Below are 23722 nucleotides of genomic sequence, written 5' to 3'. Positions count from 1 at the left end.
GAATACACACAAATGCTACAGCCACTGATAAGGGCTGATATTGTGCTGCCGGACATACGGTGCTTCTATCGGAAATAGCTCCCGGTTACAGGTTCAGAATAGTGCGATTCGTTGTTTCTTCGGATAATAAGAATAAGAAATATAGTTCAGTTTGGTTGACAGATTGAAGATATCGGAGGGTCTTCATTTATGCGCTACAGTTGATCGATGTATATAGTATCAGATCCTATCTTCATTACTTTAAATTATGCACTTTTTTGTTAACTACCAAAACGGACTGTGATTTTTTTGATTTTTCTGATGTGCGAAGGTAATGTCTGAACTGTGATTTTTTTGATTATGCTGATTATGCTGATGTGCGAAGATGGTGTCTGAACTGTGATTTTTTTGATTATGCTGATTATGCTGATGTGCGGAGATGATGTCTGAACTGTGATTTTTTTTTGATTTTTCTGATTATGCTGATGTGCGAAGATGGCGTTTTGAGTATCTATTTAGATAAAGGAAAATGATAAAAAGAAAGCTGGCCTGGAGACCCAGACCAGCTTTCTTTTTATCATCAATAAAATAATCAGCACAATACAATGATCAAAACACGATCTTCGCACATCAGCATAATCAGAAAAATCAAAAAAATCACAGTTCAGACATCATCTTCGTACATCGCTTGCATCACATAAATCTAAAGATGCTGTCATACAATGATCTATCAAAGCCTTCAGGTGTCTGATATATGCTTCGCCCAACATCTTCATAGTGGCGGCTTCATAATGACGCATGCTGTACAGCCAGTCTACCACCAGCTCATTGCCTGCAACCACGGTATCTACAAACAGTTTGAAGCGCATGGTGTAACTGCCAATCATTCGCAGCTCAGAGGTAGCATCCGTAAGTGCCAGCCAACGATGATTGGTGCTTACGTTATCTATCTGTCCGTGATAGTTGAAAATTACATCCCATGGATCATTGCCCTGCAATGCTGTTTCGCGGCAGAGGTACTTCAGCACGCCGAAGCCAATGCCCTTGTCGGGAACAGCCTGCAACTGCTCTTTTACAGACTGCAGGATAGCAGCGGCAGCGCGGCCGGCTGAAGTATCCAGCAATACAGGTGATATGGTAGTGAACCATCCGGTCGTATGACTGATATCTACATCAGCAGCGATATCTTCACGCCCATGTTTCTCAAAGCCTACAGATACACGGGAGGTATCCATCCATTCTGTCATGGTTAATGCGAAGGCAGCGAGTAATACATCTTTCACGTCAGTACGGTATGCCTGCGATACATCCTGCAACAATTTCGACGTGTAGGATGCATCCAGTACCACGCGCGCAGCTGTCATTTCACTCATTTTTACCAGTCCGTTGTATTGCTTATCTGTACGCAAGGGCAGATAGTCAGCCGCAGCCTTCAGCCAGTAAGCGCGCTGTGACAGCAACCGTTCACTGTGGCTGTAGCGATACAATGCATTATACCACTCCCGGTAAGAACTGCTCTTTGTTTTCAGTGATATTTCACGGCCCGCCTGTATATCGCTGAAGATGCGGTCCATGTCATCCAGCAGAATACGCCATGATACCACGTCTACACCGAGATGATGAATGACCATCAGTAGTCTGTTGGCCCGCACGGATTCTGGTGTCAGGAACATTACGGCGCATACCAGTTTACCTTCGCGCATATTGAGACTATGCTTGTACTTATTTTCGTACGCTGTGATTTCAGCATACAGGTTGTCTTCCGGCGTATTGCGCAGATCGATGATCACCACGGTCCCGGTATCATTGCCGTACCGCTGGCGCCAACTACCCGATTCATTACTGTAGGCAAAGCGCAGACTGTCGTGGAAGCTCACCAGCTGCCTGATACCTTCTTTCAGCATATCCGGGCTTACCGCTTTGTTCAATTCAAAAGGCACGCTCTGTATAAAGTGATCGGATACGTTGCTTTCATCTTCCAGGTACCAATGTTGCACCGGCAGCAATCCGCTTTCTCCCTGGAGGAATCCCTGTTCACCTGAAATCTGCTCTATATCTTGTGTTGCCAGTAATGTGGCCAGGGCAGAAATAGTCTGATGTGTAAAGAGGTTCCTGGGTTGCAGGATGTGGCCGTAATGCTTGGCCCGGTTCACCACCTGTATGGTAATGATGGAGTCGCCTCCCATCTCAAAGAAGTTATCGTATATGCCTACCCGTTGTACGCCCAGCAGTTCCTGCCAGATAGCAGCGAGATGACGTTCTGTGGCTGTTACAGGTGGTTGGTAGGATCTGGTTTCACGATGATCCGCATCTTCCAGCTGACTCAGGTATTTACGGTCAATCTTACCGCTGCTTGTTACAGGCATTTCATTCATCGCGATAAAGTTGCCGGGTATCATGTAATCCGGAAGTCGTTGTTGCAACCCTGCACGCAATTCCTGCACAGGGTCTGGCAACGTGTCTGTCGCTACATAGTAGCATACCAGCCTGTTATTGTATTCCTGTTTCTTTACTACGACGCAGGAAGCGGCTACCAGGCTGAGGTCTTCCAATACATTCTCTATCTCTCCCAGCTCAATGCGATGCCCCCTGATCTTCACCTGTTCATCCCTGCGGCCCAGGTAAACGAGATTGCCGTCAGGCAGCCAGCGTACAAGATCGCCGGTCTTATAAATACGGCCTTCCCCGAACGGATTATCAATAAACCGTTCTTCCGTCAATGTTAGTCTGTTGAGGTAACCGCGGGCTACCTGTACCCCACCGATGCAGAGCTCTCCTGCCCCGCCGAGCGGTGACAGGCTGTCACCGGGGCCTAGTACATACAGCGGTACATTGGCCACAGGCGTACCTATCACCACAGTATTGTCTGCACGCACGGGGGTATCAGTAAGGCTTGCACATACGGTACTCTCCGTAGGCCCGTAAGCGTTAATCAAGCGGATACCCCTGGATTTCACATAAGTAGCCAGGCCTCTGCTCAGCGCCTCTCCCGCCGAAACGATTGTTCTCAGGCATCCTAACGAGTCTTTCATTGCCTGCAGATAAGATGGCGGCAATACTGCCAGCGATACATCATGCTTATTCAGCAATGCTTCCAGCATGGCGCCGGAGAGCAGCTGCTCTTTCTCAGTCAGCACCAGGCAGCCACCACTCAGCAACGTATTGAAGATTTCATAGCACGCAGCATCAAAGCCGATGGAGGCAAACTGTAACGTCTTCAAACCGGGTTGCAGACGTAATTCCTCCTTCATACTGAGCGCAAGATTTACCACGCTGCCATGCTCTATCATCACGCCTTTGGGTTTGCCAGTAGAGCCTGACGTATAGATCAGGTAAGCAAGATGATGTATGTTGATATTTTTTCCGGGAGATGATAGGGGCAATTGTCGTACTTCTGCCGCAATGTTGTCTATTGTAATAATAGTATGCCTTTCATTCAACGGTAATCTGTCTGCACAGCTGCTGCTGCTCACCATGATGGATGCATTGGTATCTTCCAGGATATAAGCCATACGGTCAGCAGGATATTCCGTATCGACGGGTACATATGCACCACCTGCTTTCAGGATAGCAATGATGGCGATGATCATTTCCGGAGAGCGCTCTATGCAAACCGGCACCAGCATCTCCTGCTGCACGCCCACACGGGTCAGGTAATGCGCCAGCTGGTTGCTGCGTTCATCCAGTTCCCGGTACGTGATTGTGGTATCATGGAAGACCAATGCCGCGAGATCCGGTGTAGCAACCACCTGCGAGGCAAGCATGTCTACAATGGTTTTACCGGCAAAGGCACTATAATCACGGGTTTTCTCATTGAAAGTTACCAGCAGCTGCTGACGTTCTGCATTGTTCAGCATGTTCAGTTCCGTGATCAATTGCTGCGGCGCTTTCACCACTGCTGATAGCAGCTGATGATAGTACCCCAGTAAACGCTGCATGGTAGCTTCTCTGAAGAGATCTGTGCAATACTCCACATCCAGTTGCAAACCGCCGGCATGTTCAGTGACAAAGAAGCTCATATCAAACAGGCTGGTAGTATGTCCGAAAGATTCCTCGGAAAGCGTTACTCCACCCAACTGCAACACAGGTGTTTTAGGTGCATTCTGTAACAGGAATACCACCTGAAACAGCGGGTTTACGCTGATATCGCGTTTCTCTACCACCGTTTCTACCACGCTTTCAAATGGCGCGTCCTGGTTAGCGTAAGCGTTCAGTGTCGTTTCCTTTACCTGCTGTAAGAAATCAATGAAGCTCATTCCGTTGTTAAGCTGACTTCTCATCACCAGCGTATTCACGAAGAAACCGATCATATCTTCGGTTTCCTCCTGTGTTCTGCCGGCAACACCACTGCCCACGGAAATATCTTCCTGACCGCTGTAACGGTATAGCAATACTTTGAAAGCAGCCAGCAGTGTCATAAAGAGTGTAACGCCCTGTTGCTGGGAGAAGACATTCAGCTGTTTTGTCAGTGCTTCCTCTATTGTATAGGAAATAGCGGCGCCGCGAATGCTCTGTGTAGCGGGGCGTTCAAAGTCCCCTGGCAGATGCAGTTGGGTGCTGCCGCCCAACTGTTGTTTCCAGTACGCCAGTTGTTTGTTCAGTACATCTCCTGTAAGATAGGTGTGTTGCCATATAGCATAGTCAGCATATTGCAGCCCCAGGGGCTTCAGGCGGACCGGCATACCGGCGGCAAGATCCTGGTAGATTGTCACCAGTTCTTTTACGAAGTTGGAGATAGACCAGCCATCTGATGATATATGATGTATAACGGCAACGAGTATATGTTCTGTATGCCCCAGCTGCAGGAGATGCGCTCGCAGCATATAGTCGGCTGACAAATCAAATGGTTGTGCCACCAGCGCTGTAATGCGTTCGCTGAGCACTTCACGGTTATCAGCATAAGCAGTCATATCTGCATGGAACATATGCCAGCCGGCGGCATCGAGGATACGTTGATATCCTGCGCCAGTGGCTTCGTTTGTATTCACAACGGTGCGAAGTGCTTCATGCCGTTGTACAATCTGCTGCAATGCGGCTTCCAGTGCAGCTTTGTTCAGGTTGCCCTTCAATCTGAGTGTCAGTGGCATATGATATTGCACACTACCCTGCAGACGGTCTATGAACCATAACCGTTCCTGTCCGAATGATAGCGGTACCTGTACGGGCCTTGTAACGGCTGTGATGGCAGGCAATACCGTACCTCCCTGCAATCCGCGCAAGTAGGTTGCCAGCTGCGATATGGTGGGATACACGAAGAAATCTTTTACGGTCAGCTCTACGTCCAGCTGCTTACGGATGGCTGATACCACGCGTGTTGCCAACAGGGAATGTCCGCCCAGTTCAAAGAAATTATCGAGCACGCCTACACGCTCTACACCAAGTAATCGCTGCCAGATCTCTGCCAATACCGTTTCTTCAGGTGTTACCGGCGCCTTAAAATTAATGAGACGTTTTTGTCTTACATCTTCCCATTCACTCAGGAATCTGCGGTCTGTTTTACCATTGTTGGTGAGCGGCAGATATTGCAAGGCTGTAAACTCAGCAGGGATCATGTATTCGGGCAGGCGTTCCTGTAACTGCTGCTGCATTTCCTTTTCGATAGCGGTACAGATATCGGGGAACAGCGGGATATTCGTTCTGCTGACAGCGGTACTCATATCAAACGGCGAGGCAATGAAAGCATCAGCAGACGCACGTTCCAGCAACACATGCATTTTCATCGGGTCATTGCTCACAAAGGAGCGGCAACGGTACCCTTTTTCTGCCGCATAACGCAGGAGAGCTGTAATGTCTGTTGTCACGGAATCCTGCGTGGTGATGTATTCTGTGAGGCCGCGTACATTATGCACCGACTTATCCGTCAACGCCTTTTCCAGCAGCTGTTCGCGCCATAAACGATGGTTGGGTACATCTGTCAGCGCAATGGTATCGTCATTATTGCCGATCCGTTCATAAACAGCTGCCGTGTCTTCAAACATCTGCCAGTCGGGCGTTGCTGTCTCCTTATCAATTCCTACATATAACACAACGGTATAACGGTAAAGGGTAAGCTCGTTGATGTAGTCACCCTGTTTCCATTGTATCTCCACATGTCTGATCTCCGGATATAAATTACGCAACTCATAGAAGTATGCAGGTGAGAAACACAGTTCTTCTTCTTTCAGCACTTCCTGGTCAACATTCCAGCCAAAGTCTTTCACTGATGTACGGTCCAGCATGGTATTGAGTTGCAGCCTGCGCTTGAAGTCAGGCAGCAAGCGAAGGTCGCGGACATCGCCGATAACGATGTGTCCCTTTCCTTTTAGCAGACCGATGGCTTTGCCCAGTACGTCAGTCATATACTGTGCACCCGGGAAATATTGTACTACCGAATTAAGCACTACCAGGTCGATTGTTTCGGTGGGATCCAGGTCAATTTCATGTGCCGCACATATTCTCAGCTCTGTATCTGGGTAACGCCGCAGCTGTCTGTTGATATGACTTTGCAGCTGGCCGGTAGATACCGGTGAGAAGTCTGTACCGATGTACCTGTTGATATGCGATGCCAGCTGGTAATAGATCAGACCTGTACCGCAGCCTATTTCCAATACACGGGAAGGTTTCAGCGAGAGGATCAATCCTGCTATATCATTGAGCCAGTCACGCATCTGTTCAGCGGGAATGGGGCCGCCAGTGAAGCTGTCGTTCCATCCGGTGATATCAAATTCAGGATCTGCTATTTCAAAATCAGCCGGTTTGGTGAATGCCATCTCATAGAGTTCACGCCAGTTGTCGACATGATGACGATACAATTGCTGTTCTTTCTTCAATACCTGCGCAGGGTCCGGGATGTAGTAACCTGCCAGCCGCTTCTCACCGTTCTGCTGTTGCTTCACAACTACTGCGCTGCTGGCAACGTTGTCCAGTGCATTCATGGTACGTTCTATCTCTCCGGGTTCTATGCGGAATCCGCGGATCTTCACCTGGTCGTCAATCCTGCCGAGGTATTCCACGGTACCATCCGGTATCCAGCGGGCTTTATCACCGGTACGGTAAAGCGTTGCGCCGGAAACATTACTGAACGGATCTGCTACGAACTTATCTGCTGTAAGCGCAGGCTGATTGAGGTAACCATGCGATACGCCAGCACCGCCCACATACAGTTCTCCGGGTACTCCCACGGGAACAGGACGTTGCCATTGATCCAGCACATACGCCTGCCTGTTGGCCAGCGGGCGGCCAATGGGAACGCTCCTGCCTGCAGTGGTATTTTTTATATGATGAGTGAGGGAAAAAGTAGTGTTTTCCGTAGGCCCGTAACCGTTAATGAGGGCAATACCGGGATGGGCAGCCAGGAAGCGTTCCACATGGGCATCTGAAAGTTTTTCACCGCCTGCCAGTACTGCTTCCAGCCCGTTGAAGATGCTGATATCGTCATCCACCAACTGATTGAACCAGCTGGCTGTGAACCACATCTTCGTCACTTTCCTGTTATGCATTTCTTTTGCGAGCAGCATATTGTCCAGCAGTTGTTTTTCAGGGCAAAGTACCAGCTGTCCGCCGTTAAGCAATGCACCCCAGTATTCAAATGTGGTGGCGTCAAAGGAAGGCGAGCCTGTGGACAGGATTACATCCTGTGGCGTCAATGATACGAAGCCGCCGCCCTTCACCAGGCTCACTACGTTACGATGTGTAACCAGCGCACCTTTGGGTCTGCCGGTAGAACCGGATGTATAGATCACATAAGCCAGTGAACCGGGTGCAGCAATGCTCCTCCCAGGACGTGCCGGTATTTCATCCAGCAATGCGCTCACCGCATCCACGCAGATAAAGGTGGCTGCCGGTGCTGCTGCCTGCAGCGCCGCTTCATGTACCGTAGTAGTAACTACTACATTTGCTGCCGTGTCTTCCAGCATAAAGGCAATGCGCTCTGCCGGATAGGATGGGTCGAGTGGCACATAAGCCGCACCAGTTTTCAGGATAGCTAGTATACTGATGATCAGCTCCGGCGATCTGTCGAAGCATAGCGGCACCAGCGTATTTTCTTTTACGCCTTGTGTACGGAGATATTCCGCCAGCTGCGAAGCGCGCTCATTCAGTCTGCGATAGCTAAGCGACTGCTCACCGAAGACCAGCGCTGTAGCGCCGGGCGTATGCTGCACCTGCTCTTCAAACAGGGTGATGATTGACTTGTCTGACGGATAAGGAAGGATGTTATTGTTGAACGACAACAGCTGTGCAACTTCTTCTTTACTGAGCATGCCCAGCTGACCGATCGGCGCCGACACCTGCTGTACCACGGCACGCAGCAGAGAGATATAATGATCCATCATTTTCTGTATTGTCCTTTCTGTAAACAGGTCTATACAGTATTCTGTTTCTATTTCAATGCCATCGGGTTCTTCTTTTACCGACAGGAACAGATCGAACATACTGGTAGTATGATCTATCGGCTGATTGGTGAGCGTTACATTACCAAGGCGAAGTTCCGGCGTTTCGGGCATGTTTTGCAATGCAAACATCACCTGGAACAGTGGGTTCTTGCTCACATCGCGGGCGCCCAGCATCGCTTCCACTACTTTTTCAAACGGCGCTTCCTGGTGCTCATAGTCGTCCAGCGTGGTTTTGCGCACCTGCTGCAGGAAGTCTGCAAAGGTAGGATTGCCAGTCAGGCGACTGCGGATCACCAGCGTGTTTACAAAGAAACCTATCAGTGGTTCAATTTCCTGTTGCATTCTGCCGGCAATACCGCTGCCCACGGCAATGTCTTCCTGACCGCTGTAGCGGTACATCAGTACTTTGAAAACTGCCACCAGTGTCATGTATAACGTGGCGCCCTGTTCCTGCGACAGGCGTTGCAACTGCGCGGTCAGCTCTTTGTCGATGCGGAACATCTGCATTGCGCCGCGGGTACTGTTCACCACAGGACGTTCAAAATCTGCAGGCAGTTTCAGCACCGGTAAGTCTTCCAGTTGTTTTCTCCAGTAGCTGACCTTTTCATCCAGCACATCACCGGTAAGGTGTTGGCGCTGCCACAGGGAGAAGTCCGCATATTGCACCGGTAATGGCTCCAGTCCGGAGACACGGCCGGCGGCATGTGCGTTGTACAGTTCCACCAGTTCATTCACCAGTACAGACAAAGACCAGCCGTCTGAAGCAACATGATGCATATAGAGCACCAGCGTATGTTTGCCCGGAGCCAGTTTGAGCAGATAAGCCCTCATCATATGATCCCGTGAGAGATCAAAAGGAATGTGTGTAATATCGTTTATGCGTGCGCGTAATGCCGCTTCGTTCTGATGGCAGTCGGCCGCATCCTGGATATAGAGATGCCACAGGTCTTTCTCCATCACCCGTTGCCATGCGTTGCCTCCTTCCTGAACAATAATGGTCCGCAAGATCTCATGCCGGTTCACCACACCACGCAGCGCATATTCCAGCGCCGCGGTATCAAGATTGCCGCTGAGATTGAAGGCTGCTGACATATGGTACTGTACACTGCCTTCCAGCTGATCAATGAACCACAAACGTTCCTGGCTGTACGATAATGGGATATGTCCGGGTCTTGGCGCAGCAGTGATGGCCGGCAGCAATGAAACAGGCTGCTGGTCTTGCAGGTAGGCTGCAAGGCGCTCTATAGTAGCATGATTGAACAGATCCCTTACCGACAGTTCTGTATGCATTTCTTTGCGTACAGCAGAGACTACGCGGGTAGCCAGCAATGAGTGGCCCCCCAGTTCAAAGAAGCTATCCTGCACACCTATACGCTCTACACCCAGCAAGCGTTGCCAGATTGTGACGAGTTGTTGTTCAATGAGCGTAACCGGCGCTTTATACACTGCCTTCTGCGCGATGATTTCATCGTTGCGGCCGGCGAGCAGCTTGCGGTCTGTTTTACCGTTACTGGTCAGTGGCAGCTGTTCGAGTGCTATAAAGGCGGATGGTACCATATATTCCGGCAACTGCACTTGTAATGCCTGCCGGATATTTTCGTATACGTGCCGGGGCGATATTGATGTATCTCCGGAGGGCACATAATAGGCCACCAGCTTTTTATCACCGGAAGGCTGTTGTTTAGCAATCACACAGCTGGCAGCTACCTCGTCCAGTTGATTCATGGCGCGCTCAATTTCTCCTGGTTCTATGCGGTAACCACGGATCTTCACCTGGTCGTCTGCTCTGCCGGTATAGAGGATATTTCCATCCGGCAGCCGGCGGCATAAGTCGCCCGTGCGATACCAACGGCCAGACATACCAGGCAGTGAAATGAATTTCTCATTGGTGAGCTGTTCATTGTTGATATATCCAGCTGTTACGCCGTCGCCGCCAATGTACAGTTCTCCATCAATACCTGCCGGCAGCAGCTCTCCGTGCTGATTCAATATAACGGCCTGCGTATTGGCCAGCGGGCGGCCGATGGGCACACTCAGGTCACCCGCATGTACCTGGTCAATGGAATAACTGGTAGCATACACAGTGGTTTCTGTAGGACCATACACATGCACCAGCCTACCTGTTCCCAACACGGCCAGGGCTTTCTGTACGTGTAGTAAGGATACTTTTTCACCACCGAACAATACCTTCCTCAATCCTCTCAATCCGTTTATATTACTATCCACAAAACTGTTGAACAAAGCGGTGGTCATAAAGCATACCGTGATATGCTCTCTTTGCATGATGCCGGAAAGCTCCAATGCATCAGATGCAGCAGCATCGCTGATCATACACAGGCTGGCCCCATGCAGTAAAGTGTTGAATATATCGTAAGCAGATCCGTCGAATGCATAGTTGGACCACTGTAATACACGGTCTTCTGGCTGTATCGCGATAGCGCCCGGCTCAAACACCAGTTTCACAATATTCCGGTGATTTACTACAATCCCTTTCGGGCGGCCTGTTGTACCGGAGGTATACATTATGTTCACGCAGTCGTCAACGCGAATAGCAACGTTCGCCTGTGCTGCAGGGAAGTTCGCGGCATTAGCTATATCCAGGCCTTTTGCCATGTCTATACCACTATTCTCAAAGAGGATATTATCTGTAAACAGCACCTGGGTAATACCGGCATCCTCCATCATCAGGTGAAGGCGTTCCGGCGGGAATCCCGTGTGGAAAGGCACATAGGCGGCGCCACTTTTCAGGATACCCCAGATAGCTACTATCATATCCAAGCCACGGTAAGACAACAATCCTATTCTGTCGCCCGGCTTCACGCCGGCAGACAGCAGGTACTGCGCTACCTGGTTGGCTTTCGCCTGTAATTCACGATAAGTGAGTGATTGGCCGTCAGCAGAAACAGCTGTTGCATCCGGTGTTGTACCCACCTGCTCATCGAACAGCGTCGTTACTGTTTTATCAGGGTAGTTATAACGGCTATCATTAAACGAAATCAGTAATTGTTGTTTTTCTGTTTCATTCAACATATCCAGTTTATTTACCGGTACAGCGGCATTTATGGTCACCTGTTGCAACAGGTTGATGTAATGCAGTAACATGCGCTGAATGGTGGCTGCTTTAAACAGATCAGTAGCGTATTCTACTTCAATGCCAATACCATCCGGACGTTCTTCCGCAGTCCAGGTAATATCTGCAATGCTGGTTTTCCGCTCCGCCGGCTCATAGGCTATCAGTGCGTCTCCCAGTCTTATTTCATTCAGTGCAGGTATCTGTTGCAGGGTGAAAATCACATGCAGTAATGGGTTATCGCCGGCGCCCCTGTTTTCTGCTACGGCCTCCACGACCTTACTCAGTGGCGCTTCCTGGTGCTCATGTGCATCCAGGACTGTACTGTTCACTTTTTTCAGCAGGGTTTCGAAGGAAGGATCATCACTGAGGTCTGTTCTCAATACCAGCGTATTAGCGAAGAAGCCAAGCAGTGGCTCCACTTCATGTCTTGTTCTGCCGGTGATGGCGGTAGCCACCACAACATCTTCCTGGCTGGTGTAACGATACAATAATACCTTGAAGGCTGCGAGCAAAGCAGTGTATAATGTAGTACCCTGTGTACGTGTCAGTTGCTGTATTTTCTCCGCCAGCGTTTTATCAATCTTTGCCGTTATTACAGCGCCGCGTGTACTCCTGCTCAGCGGCCGCTCAAAGTCTGTGGGCAACAGCATTGGCGTAACGCCACGCAGCTGCTGCTTCCAATAGGCCAGCTTTTCATCCAGCAGGCTTCCCTGGAGATGAAGGCGCTGCCATATTGCATAGTCCTTGTATTGTATTTCCAGTGCGGGCAGGCTGGCAGTACGGTTTTCCACAAATGCGTTGTACAGCTCCACCAGTTCCTCAAATACCACACGTACCGACCAGTCATCGAATACGATGTGGTGTGCAATAAGCAGCAAGACATGTTCCGTGTCAGTAATGCTGATAAGTTCAGCGCGGAGCATATAATCCTTTGAGAGATCGAAAGGCGTATATACCTGTGCTGAGATATAGCTGTTCAGGGCGGCAGGGCTATGTTTCAGCAGTTCGTCAGCGGTAAATGTAAGCTCCCAGCCGCGGCTATCTCTTACATGTTGGAAAGGCTGACCGTCTGCCTGGTCTATCACCGTGCGCAGCACTTCATGACGGTTCATGATTTTCCGCAAAGCATGCTCCAATGCCTGTTCATTAAGTGCTCCTTTCAGCCGCAATACCACCGGTACTACATACTGCATACTTCCTTCCAGCTGATCGATGAACCACAACCGTTCCTGGCTATATGATAATGGGATATACCCGGATCTTGTTATTGCCGTAATGGCTGGCAGCAGGGAGGCAGGCTGCTGTTGTTGCAGGTAAGCCGCCAGACGTTCTACCGTAGCATGCCTGAACAGATCCCTTACAGACAGCTCCGTGTTCATCTCTTTACGTACAGCAGATACCACGCGGGTGGCCAGCAATGAGTGGCCGCCCAGTTCAAAGAAACTATCCTGCACACCTACACGTTCTACACCCAGCAAACGTTCCCAGATAGCCGTGAGTTGTTTTTCAGCAAGCGTAGCCGGCGCCTTGTACACTGCTTTCTGCGTGATGATGTCATCGTTACGGTTGGAGAGCAACTTGCGGTCTGTTTTACCGTTGCTGGTCAGGGGTAATTGTTCCAACGCAATAAAAGCGGAGGGCACCATATATTCCGGCAGCTGCAATTGTAACGCCTGCCGGATATTTTCGTGTATTTGCAGGGGTGATACTGAAATATTCCCGGCAGGTACATAGTAGGCGACGAGCTTTTTATCACCGGAAGGTTGTTGCCTGGCGATCACACAGCTGGCGGTTATTTCGTGCAGCTGGTTCATGGCACGCTCTATCTCTCCCGGTTCTATGCGGTAACCGCGGACCTTCACCTGGTCATCTGCTCTGCCGGTGTAGAGGATGTTTCCATCCGGCAGCCAACGGCACAAGTCGCCCGTGCGATACCAACGGCCAGACACACCTGGCAGTGAAACGAATTTCTCTTTTGTGAGCTGTTCGTTGTTGATATATCCGGTGGTTACGCCGTCACCACCAATGTACAATTCTCCGTCGATACCCACAGGCACCGGATCTCCGTACTGATTCAATATAACGGCCTGCGTATTAGCCAGCGGGCGGCCAATGGGTATACCCGGGTCATCTGTATGCATTTCATCAACAGTATACGAGGTGGCATATACTGTTGTTTCTGTAGGACCATACACATTTACCAGTCTGCCGGCGCCCAGTACGGCGGATGCTTTCCGCACATGCTGTAAGGATGCCTTCTCACCGCCAAACAATATTTTCCTTAATCCCCTTAATCCGTTTATATCACTGTCTACAAAACTGTTGAATAAAGCGGCTGTCATAAAGCATACCGTGATCCGCTCCCGTTGCATGATGCCAGAAAGTTCCAGCGCATCAGATGCAGCGGCATCACTGATCATACACAGGCAGGCGCCACGCAGTAATGTGTTGAATATATCATACGTAGATCCGTCGAATGCATAATTAGACCATTGCAATACCCGGTCTTCCGGCAGTATGGCGATAGCGCCCGGCTCATGCACCAGTTTCACGATGTTCCGGTGATTCACTACAATCCCTTTTGGACGGCCCGTTGTACCAGAGGTATACATTACGTTCACACAGTCCTCAACATGAATATCAACATTCGCCGATGATACCGGGAAGTTTGCAGCCGCTGTTATATTCAGTCCTTTTGCTTTGTCTATACCGCTATTTCCAAAGAGCGTGTTATCTGTAAACAACACTTTGGTGATACGGGCATCTTCGATCATCAGATGCAGGCGTTCCGGCGGGAAGCCTGTGTGGAACGGCACATAAGCAGCACCACTTTTCAGGATGCCCCAGATAGCAACTATCATATCCAGGCCGCGGTAAGACAACAGCCCTATCTTGTCGCCAGGCCTCACACCGGCTGACACCAGGTAATGTGCCACCTGATTGGCTTTCGCCTGCAATTCACGATAAGTGAGCGATTGCCCCTCAGCAGAAACGGCTCTTGCATCCGGTGTTGCATTAACCTGCTCGTCGAACAGCACGGTGACTGTTTTATCGGGGTAGTTATAACGGGTATCATTAAACGAAATCAGTAATTGCTGTTTTTCTTTTTCATCCAGCATATCCAGCTTACTCACCGGTACAGCTGCATTTAACGTCACCTGCTGTAACAGGTTGATATAATGCCGGATCATACGCTGAACGGTAGCAGCCTTAAACAGATCTGAAGCGTATTCCACTTCTATGGTGATACCATGCGGACGGTCTTCCACAGTCCAGGTAATATCTGCAATGCTGGTATGGCGCGCTACCGGTTCATAGGCAACAGTAGCGTCTCCCAGCCGTAATTGTGAGGCAACCGGAATATTCTGCAACCCGAATATAATATGCATAAGCGGGTTGTCACCACCGTCCCTGTTACCGGCTACCGCCTCTACTACCTTATTGAAAGGAATATCCTGGTTTTCATGTGCATCCAGTACTGTTCTGCTGACGTTCTTCAGCAGTGTTTCAAAAGAAGATGCTTCACTAATATCAGTCCGCAGCACCAGCATGTTGGCAAAGTAGCCCAGCAATGGTTCTACTTCATTCACCGTCCTTCCGGCGATAGCGGTAGCTACGTTAACATCCGTTTGTCCGCTGTAACGGGCCAGCAGCAGTTTAAATGCAGCGAGTAACGTGGCATATAACGTCACGCCCTGGCTGCGGCCCAGCTGCTGGATTTTTGCGGCAAGCGGCTTTTCAATGAGCGCTTTCACGGTAGCGCCGCGATTACTTTTTACAGCTCCCCGCTCAAAGTCAGTGGGTAGCAATGTTGGCGTAAATCCATTCAGCTGTTGCTTCCAGTATTCCAGCTGCCCTTGCAGACGGCCACTCTCAACGATGCTTCGTTGCCAGACCGCATAATCTTTATACTGCATGTTCATCACCGGTACAACGGCAGAACGTTTGGAAACATAAGCGTCGTACAGCTCTACCAGTTCATCGAACATCATGCGGATAGACCAGTCGTCAAATACTATATGATGCACAGCAAATATCAGTACATGTTCATCATTCCCTGCTGACACCAGGTTGACGCGGAACATACGATCGCTGGAAAGGTTAAACGGTGTGTGTATTTCAGCAGAGACATACTCCCTCAACGCTGCCGGGTCTTCTTTCAGCAATGCATTGTCTGTTATGATCAGCTGCCATTCATGGGCGGGCAGTATGCGTTGGTAAGGTTGTCCGTCCTCCTGGTCTACTACGGTGCGCAACACTTCATGACGGCTCACGATCTTCCGCAATGCATATGATAAAGCAGTTTTATTGACCGGTCCCTTCAGGCGCACTGCCAGCGGAATATTGTATTGTACGCTGCCATCCAGCTGATCGATCAGCCACATACGTTCCTGGCTATACGATAACGGGATATGTTCAGGAACAGATAATTTACCGATAACAGGCAGTTGCGCTTCCACGAGTACAGGTTCGGCAACTGTACGTTTGCGGGGTGAAGGCGTGTTGTTACCTCCATCCGGCAAAAACCCTCCTGCTTTCAGCTCCATCACACTATCAACAAACGCCTGTTCAATAAAGCGGATGTCGTCATCTGTATGGGCAGCAGAGAGGAAGCAGCTTCTTCCCTCCCATATGTATACGCCTTTTTCTATGAGGTGATAGAAGAAGAGATCCATGTTACCTGTAACCGTGAAGAAGAACAGCGATCCGAAGTTATTCACCTGGATAGGTACGTTGTTCTCTTCAAACAGCGTTTTAATCTTTGCAACAAGGCGGTCAGCCCGTTCTGAGAGTTGCCGCTGCAACGCAGGACCACGGTTCTCCAGCTCATTCAGTATTGCCAGCGATGCGGCCATACTGACAGGATGCTTACAGAATGTTCCCGCCAGGAAAGTGGTTTCAGCCTGCGGATAGGAATCATCACCATAGTCCCACAGGCCGCCATCTACAGTATTCATGCACCAGTCGCGGCCTGCAATTACGCCAATCGGGAAACCACCGCCGATGATCTTGCCATAAGTCACCATATCAGCGGCAATACCGAAATGCGCCTGTACGCCACCAGGATGAATACGGAAGCCGGTGATCATTTCATCGAATATCAGGATGATCTTTTCCGCAGCTGTCATGGCACGCAATTCTTTCAGCAGCTCTTTCGGCTGATAGCCCGGGCGGCGGCTCTGCACCGGCTCCACAAGAACTGCAGCCAGCTCATGTGCATGCGCCTGTATCTGTTTTACCACGTCCGGGTTGAGGTAATCAAACACCAGCACATCGGCGACCATACCCGGCATGATACCCTGTGCTACGGGTACGCCGTGGTTATCTGTTTCCAGGTCCTCCGCCAGCGCCAGTGTGCCATCGAAATAACCATGGTAGGAGCCCTGGAAAATAGCAATTTTGTTTTTGCCTGTCAATGTACGGGCAACCCTCATGGCCGACATTACGGCTTCTGTGCCGGAGTTATGGAAACTAACCCTGTCCATACCGGTAAGCGAAGCAATCTTAGCGGCCACCTCTCCGGCCAGTCTTGTCTGAGGGCCAAGCTGATAGCCTTTCTCCAGTTGCCGGTTAATGGCCTCCGTCACTATCTGCGGACGATGTCCGAGGAGGTTCACACCGAAGCCCATTGCGAGATCGATATACTCATTGCCATCCACATCAGTGATCCTGGCCCCCATGGACGATTCAGCCACTATCGGGTATAACATTTCCTTTGTCATGAAACGGAAACCAGCAGAGACGCGAATATCAGCTAACACCGGGCGGAATTGTTGTGTGATGGCCCGTGATGTTTTTGTTCTGGCAGTATATTTTGCGATGAAGGCATCCAGGTAAGCCTGTTGTTGTGGCGTCAGGTTATTATCTCCTTTTGTTGTTTCCATTTTGGGGAAAATGGATTTATACCCCCCGGGCTTAGTAGCAACAGCAGTAACTGGTTTCGGTTGAACCTCTGCCTGTTTCTGCATGACAGCCGGTGCAGCTACCGTCTGCATATTATTGCTCACCAGCTGCAGTTGTTGTGTAAGCAGCTGGAACTGCTGTGCAATGAGATTCAGCTGTGCATGCTGAAGAGAAGACGCCCCTGATGCGGCACCATTACCATTCACCATCATTGGCTGTAACGGCATAACTACTGCCGGTTGCAACACTTCCCGGGTATGTACGCCATTGACGGCAGGTACATTGTTCACTACTGCCGCCACACCGTTTGTAGCCGCAGCTACCTGTGGCTGTGCCTTTGAATTCGTGGCAATATATTCAGCCATCAGTTCTACGGTAGTCAGTTTTTCGAACAACAAGCGCATTGTAAAACTCAAACCATATTCGCTCTCCACTCTTCTCACCACAGTAGCCAATATCAATGAATCAGCGCCCTGCGAGAGGAACGGCGTATGAATGTTTATCTCTTCCGGGGATATTTTAAGCTGCCTGCTCAACATCTCCACCAGGTTGGCTGTAATGGTCGCGCGGCGGTCACTGCCAGCTACAGGCTGTGTTATAGTCATAACTTCTGCTTTTGCCACAGACGTAGCAGCAGCTGTAACAACAGGTACAGCAGGCATTTGTGGTTGTATAGTCTTTTCTTCTTCTTTTATCCAGTAACGCTGACGCTGGAAGGGATAAGGAGGCAGTTGCATTTTTTTGTACCCGCTGCCGGCGTAGAATTCTTTCCAGTTTATCTGCACACCTTTTGTGTATAAGGCGATAAGCGCCTGCAGCATGGTACTCCAGGAAGACTGGCTTTCACGCATGCTGGGGAGTAAAGCACCTTCACCATAAGATACCGTCAGCTGCGCCATCGACAGCAGGTTCGGCTGCGGGCCCAGTTCTATCACCGTATCAGCACCACCGGCCTTCACCGTCTGCATGCTTTGCGAAAACAGTACCGGCGCCAGTATATGACGGCACCAGTAAGCCGCGTCTGTAATTTCATCCGTAATGATATTGCCCGTAACATTTGATACCAGTGGAATAGCCGGTGTATGATAACGCACGCTTTCCGCCACCTTCCTGAAATCAGCAATAACCGGCTCCATCAGCGAAGAGTGGAAAGCCTGTGACACCGCCAGTTCCCGGCTGCCCATTCCCTTTTTCTTCAGGGCGGCCAATGTGTCAGCAAGCACAGCTTTCTTTCCGGATATTACTGTCAGCGTAGGACCATTCACCGCTGCAACAGACAGATCAGTGCCGTAAGCCTGTATTTCGTTGCGTACATCTGTTTCCGGTGCAAATATCATGGCCATGCCACCCGGTTCTTCAACAGCATGCATCAGTTTTGCTCTTTCTGTTATCAGTCTCAGACCGTCGTCCAGGCTGAAAACACCGGCTATATAAGCAGCAGCAAACTCGCCTACACTATGCCCTGCCACCATAGACGGCGTAATGCCCCACGACTTCCACACTTCCGCCAGCGCGCATTCTATGGCAAACAGCGCCGGCTGAGTATATTGTGTTTCACGCAACAGCGCATTCCTTTCTTCTTTATCTCCTTCATATAACAGCGAAACGAGGGAAATACCCCACTGCGTTTTAAGATATGCATCGCAGTAATCGATCACCTTCCTGAAAACCGGGTTCTGATGATACAGTTCACGCCCCATCCCCCAATACTGAGAGCCCTGTCCGGTAAAGAGCCATACCGGCTTTTCCGGTTCTGCGGTTACATTACCGAAAAGCACGCCTTTTGGTAATCTGCCGGCTGCGTAGCCTTCCAGCGCTTTCTTAGTATCTTCCGTATCACTTACTTCAACGGCAATACGATACTGGAAAGGATCGCGTGAAAGCGCGGTGCTCAATGCCAGATCCTGCACACTCACGGCCTGCTCATTCAGCATGGCTGCGTAACGGGCCGACAATTCCTTCAGCGCCGCCGCGTTCCTGGCAGACAACAACAATGGATGCGATGGTCTGTTATCCCCCGCGACAACAGCATTCACAACAGCAGGCGCCTCTTCAAGGATCGCATGTGCATTAGTGCCGCTCAGCCCGAAAGCGCTTACAGCGCCACGTCTGATACCCTGTGCAGACTCCCATGGGGTAAGCCTGTCTACAACGCGCACTGACATATCCTTCCAGGGAATGTAACGGTTAGGGGTATGAAAATGGATACTGGCTGGTATCTCACGATGTTGCAGGCAAAGCACGGTTTTAATCAGTCCTGCGATCCCTGCCGCAGCTTCGAGATGACCGATATTACTTTTCACCGCGCCCAGCAGCAGTGGATTATCTCCAGTACGGGAACGGCCATATATGGCGTTCAGCGCCTGCACTTCCACGGGGTCTCCGAGACGGGTACCGGTACCGTGTGTTTCTACGTATTGTACATCCGTAGCGCTGAGACCAGCTCTCTTCAGCGCATTGCTGATGAGCTGCTGTTGGGCAGCGCCATTCGGTGCGGAAATACCGTTACTCAAACCATCATGGTTTACGGCAGTGGCGCTGATTACGGCGAGTACCTGGTCACCGTCAGCGATCGCATCGCTTAATCTTTTCAATACAATAATCCCTGCTCCTTCTCCTCTCACGTAACCATCTGCATTATCATCAAAAGTTTTGCAGGAGCCTGTGGGTGACAATGCCTGCATCTGGCATAACTTCACCGTAGCATCCGGAGATAGCATCAGGTTTACACCACCTGCCAGCGCCAGTGAGCAATTGTCATACAAAAGACTCTGACACGCCTGATGGACACTTACCAGTGAGGATGAACAGGCTGTATCCAGTTGTACCACCGGGCCGTGAAAATCGAATACATATGCAATCCTGCCGGCAGCAATACTTCTTTCTGTTCCCAAACCGGTGAACACATCTTCAAAATAGGAAGCATCTCTTGTACCACGGATCAGCTGCTGATAATCATCGGCGCCCATTCCAATGAATACGCCGCTATCGCTGCCACGCAGGTCAGAAGGTTTCAGCCCGGCATGTTCCAGCGCTTCCCAGCAAACTTCCAGCAGCAGGCGCTGTTGTGGGTCCATCGCTTCCGCTTCCCTTGGCGAAATACCAAAGAACAATGGATCAAATTTATCTGCATCGCTGATAAAACTTCCCTCACGGGTGTACATCTTACCACGAACACCACTGGCCGCATCATAATATTCATTTGCATTCCAGCGATCAGCTGGTATACCGGTTACCGTATTTTTTTCTCCGAGTAAGAGTTTCCAGAAGTCTTCCGGCGAATGTACATTGCCCGGTAAGCGGCATCCCATACCTATTACAGCGATTTTATCATCAGCAGCGCTGACAGCAGCCCTGTTTTCCTGCTGGCTGCTGCGCAGACCAGAGAAATGAGCAGCAAGGCTGCTTACATTCGGGAAATTATATACGACCGTATTATCTACCGGTTCCTGTAGATATCCTTCAAGGTCATTAGCCAATTGTACGGCCTGCATGGAAGTGATGCCATATTCCGTGAAGGTTCTTCCTTGCGCCAGTTCCGGGGCCGACAAACGGAGATGTTGTTGCAGCCACCCTTCCAGCCAGCTGCGCACTTGTTGCTGTCTGCGTCTGCCCTGCTGTTCATTTACCAGGGCAGCATGCTGGGTTTCACGCGCCAGCTCAGCCTCTGCTGCGGCAATCGCATCGATGGATGCATTATGCTTTCCTTTGCGGAACTCTTCTGCAAACAGGTAACGTTTCACTTTACCGCTCGTTGTTTTCTCAATCTTACGCACCGGCAGCACATGCTTCACTTCCAGCCCCAGCTGTGAAGCCACGAGGCGCTTCACTTCGCGGGCCAGCGGCACAAATTTATCCGGGGATAATTTGAACAGTACAAAGATGACGATAGCCTCAGACGATTCGTCTTCATTAGGGACACCGCAGGCTACTACCTTTCCGGTTTCAATGCCATCCAGCGCTTCTACCGCTTGTTCAATATCATGCGGATAAACATTCATGCCGTTCACGATGATAATATCTTTCACCCTGCCTACAATATAGAGGTTGTTGTTCAGCATAAAACCGGTATCTCCGGTATTCAGCCATCCGTCCCGGATTACAGCATTGGTAGCTGCCTCATTGTTATAGTATCGTTCGGTTACACTTGGTCCATTTATCCATATAATACCCACACCTCCCTCTTTCAGTGGTACTCCATTTTCGTCTGCAATCCTTACTGATGCATCCTGCAACAGCCTGCCGGTATTAACGATCTCCATGTTATCTGCCGCACGTTCTTTTGAGATCATACCCGGTTCTGTTACATAGCGGCCGGTAGTAAGTGCATCACGATGTACAAATACACTCTCCACTACCGAATCAGCAGGCGCGAAACTCACAATGAGCGTGCTTTCCGCCAGTCCGTATGCCGGACGCAGCGCGCTGGCATGCAGGTTATAGCGCGATAATGTATCATTGAAACGGCGGCACAAAGCGCCGGAGATTGGTTCTGCACCATTGAGAATCACCTGTAGTGATTGCAGGTTAAGGTGGGCAGCTTTGTCGTCACTGAATTGATTCAGGTAATATTTGTAGCCGAAATTGGGAGAGCCGGTAACTGTGACCTGGTGATCGGAGATCTTCTGCATCCATAGCAACGGATGACGGATAAAGAGATCCGTTGGCATAAGGAAATGCTGTGCGCCGATAGATACCGGGTAAAGATGGAAGAAGATAAGGCCGAGATCATGTGTAAGTGGCATCCAGCTAAGCCTGCGATCGTCCGTTACATTTTCCAATGTGGCCATGGCCGATGTAATGTTGGACACCAGGTTACTGTGTTTCAGTACCACGCCTTTGGGGTTACCGGTAGACCCGGAAGAGAATTGCAGAAATGCAATATCATCCGGTGTGACGGGTTGCACGATACCTTGTTCTGTATGTTTCGCTGCATCTTCCGCCAACAGGGTTTTGCTTTCAAATGACACATCATCCTGATTACGCTTGTCATATAGCTTCTCCACTACCGACCTGGTGGTGAGCAGGTAAGGATGATGAAGTATTTGCCAGATCCGGTAGAGCTTCCTGGCGTTCTCGCCCTGATAGGTGACTGCCACAGGCACGGGTATGATACCGCCCATGATACAGGCCCAGAAGAGCTGTACGAATACCTTATTGTCATCTACCTGCAACACTACTTCGTTGCCTGGTTTCACGCCTTTACGCTGCATGTAGCCGAGCAGTGTGAGGGCATCATTATACAGCTGTTGATACGACAGGAACTCTTCTTTGTTGGCTGCCGTAATAAAAGTAATGCCTTGGTGCTGATTATCTTTCTGTGCTGTCAGCATAGCCGCCAGCGTCTGAGGGATCTGTGCTTTTCTCATATATCTAAAGCTGTTTTCAATATTTACATTAACGGAGATACCTCACTGGTGTGGGTATCCAGAACTTCATGTGAGAGCAGGTTGTTCATTTTCATATATGCATTCACGTTAGACTCAAATCACTGTTCATGCTGCGTGGAAAGTGTGACACAAAACATTCCCTGCCCCCGTTGAGCGGAGGAGTACGCTACGCTTCCCTTCAGCGGGAAGTAAATGTCTGTTACCCGTGATGACTGGAGCCATACACGGTTTATGAAAAGATAAATCCTGCAGGCAGTGTATCCGTACACAATCCTGCGTTGAACCTGTTTCCGTGATTATCAATACGCACTTACTATCGAGTGGTTTCCGAACTTTCAATGGTTTCCACTAAAAAGGAACATAAAACGAGGTCGCTGCAATACTTATAGCGTTGTTACAATAGAATATGGATTTAAGGTTAAATCAATCAGGGCCGCCTGTTCCGTAGAACCGGGCTGCTCAAGTTTTCGCCGTGAAATTTATTAAATGGAACTAAAGATGATAAGCTGGCAACGCCATTTAACGCAAACATCCATTTAACGTATACATCATTTATGAGTATCGGGCACAGGACCTGGACTTACAATTGCATTCATTTATCACTTGAACACATCACTATCTGCCAGTAATAGCACATTTTTTAAAATAATACGTTTCAAAATAGTTTTCCAAATACGCTCTGTCGATGTCAAAACACGGACCGGACTGAAAATGCCTACGCTGCAGCATAGTACACTTCACTCCCGCACTGATTTAACATGACTATCTTTTAATGAAACTGACAAACAACGAGTTTATAGGGTCTCGGATCGTTTTGGGTCCTTTTGGGCCAACCATGTTTGTCATTTTTTGTCAGATAAATTCAATTCCCGATTTGAAAATATCTGCGAGAAGTAAAGTACGGAAATAAAGATGATATGACCAAAATTCTTAGCTAAAATAGAACAATAGTACTTCACAGCAATCCTCCCAAAACCTTTACAGTAAACAATTGTATAAAATCG

At 49.6% G+C, this 23722-nt stretch carries 1 protein-coding gene; it reads right to left on the bottom strand.

The annotated features are described in order from the left end of the window. Nucleotides 1-650: 650 nt before the first annotated feature. Nucleotides 651-22697, bottom strand: coding sequence for a non-ribosomal peptide synthetase/type I polyketide synthase (locus VM802_RS16085; protein WP_325532271.1), 22047 nt, complete (start codon nucleotides 22695-22697; stop codon nucleotides 651-653). Nucleotides 22698-23722 lie beyond the last annotated feature (1025 nt).

Source organism: Chitinophaga sp., assembly GCF_035538455.1.
GTDB lineage: Bacteria > Bacteroidota > Bacteroidia > Chitinophagales > Chitinophagaceae > Chitinophaga.
Note: the sequence above shows the minus strand (reverse complement) of the source record. Positions and strands in the feature narration are given on the sequence as shown.

Excerpts from the sequence above, each read along its gene's own strand:
- VM802_RS16085 (WP_325532271.1), bottom strand. The coding sequence starts at position 22,697 with ATGAGAAAAGCACAGATCCCTCAGACGCTGGCGGCTATGCTGACAGCA.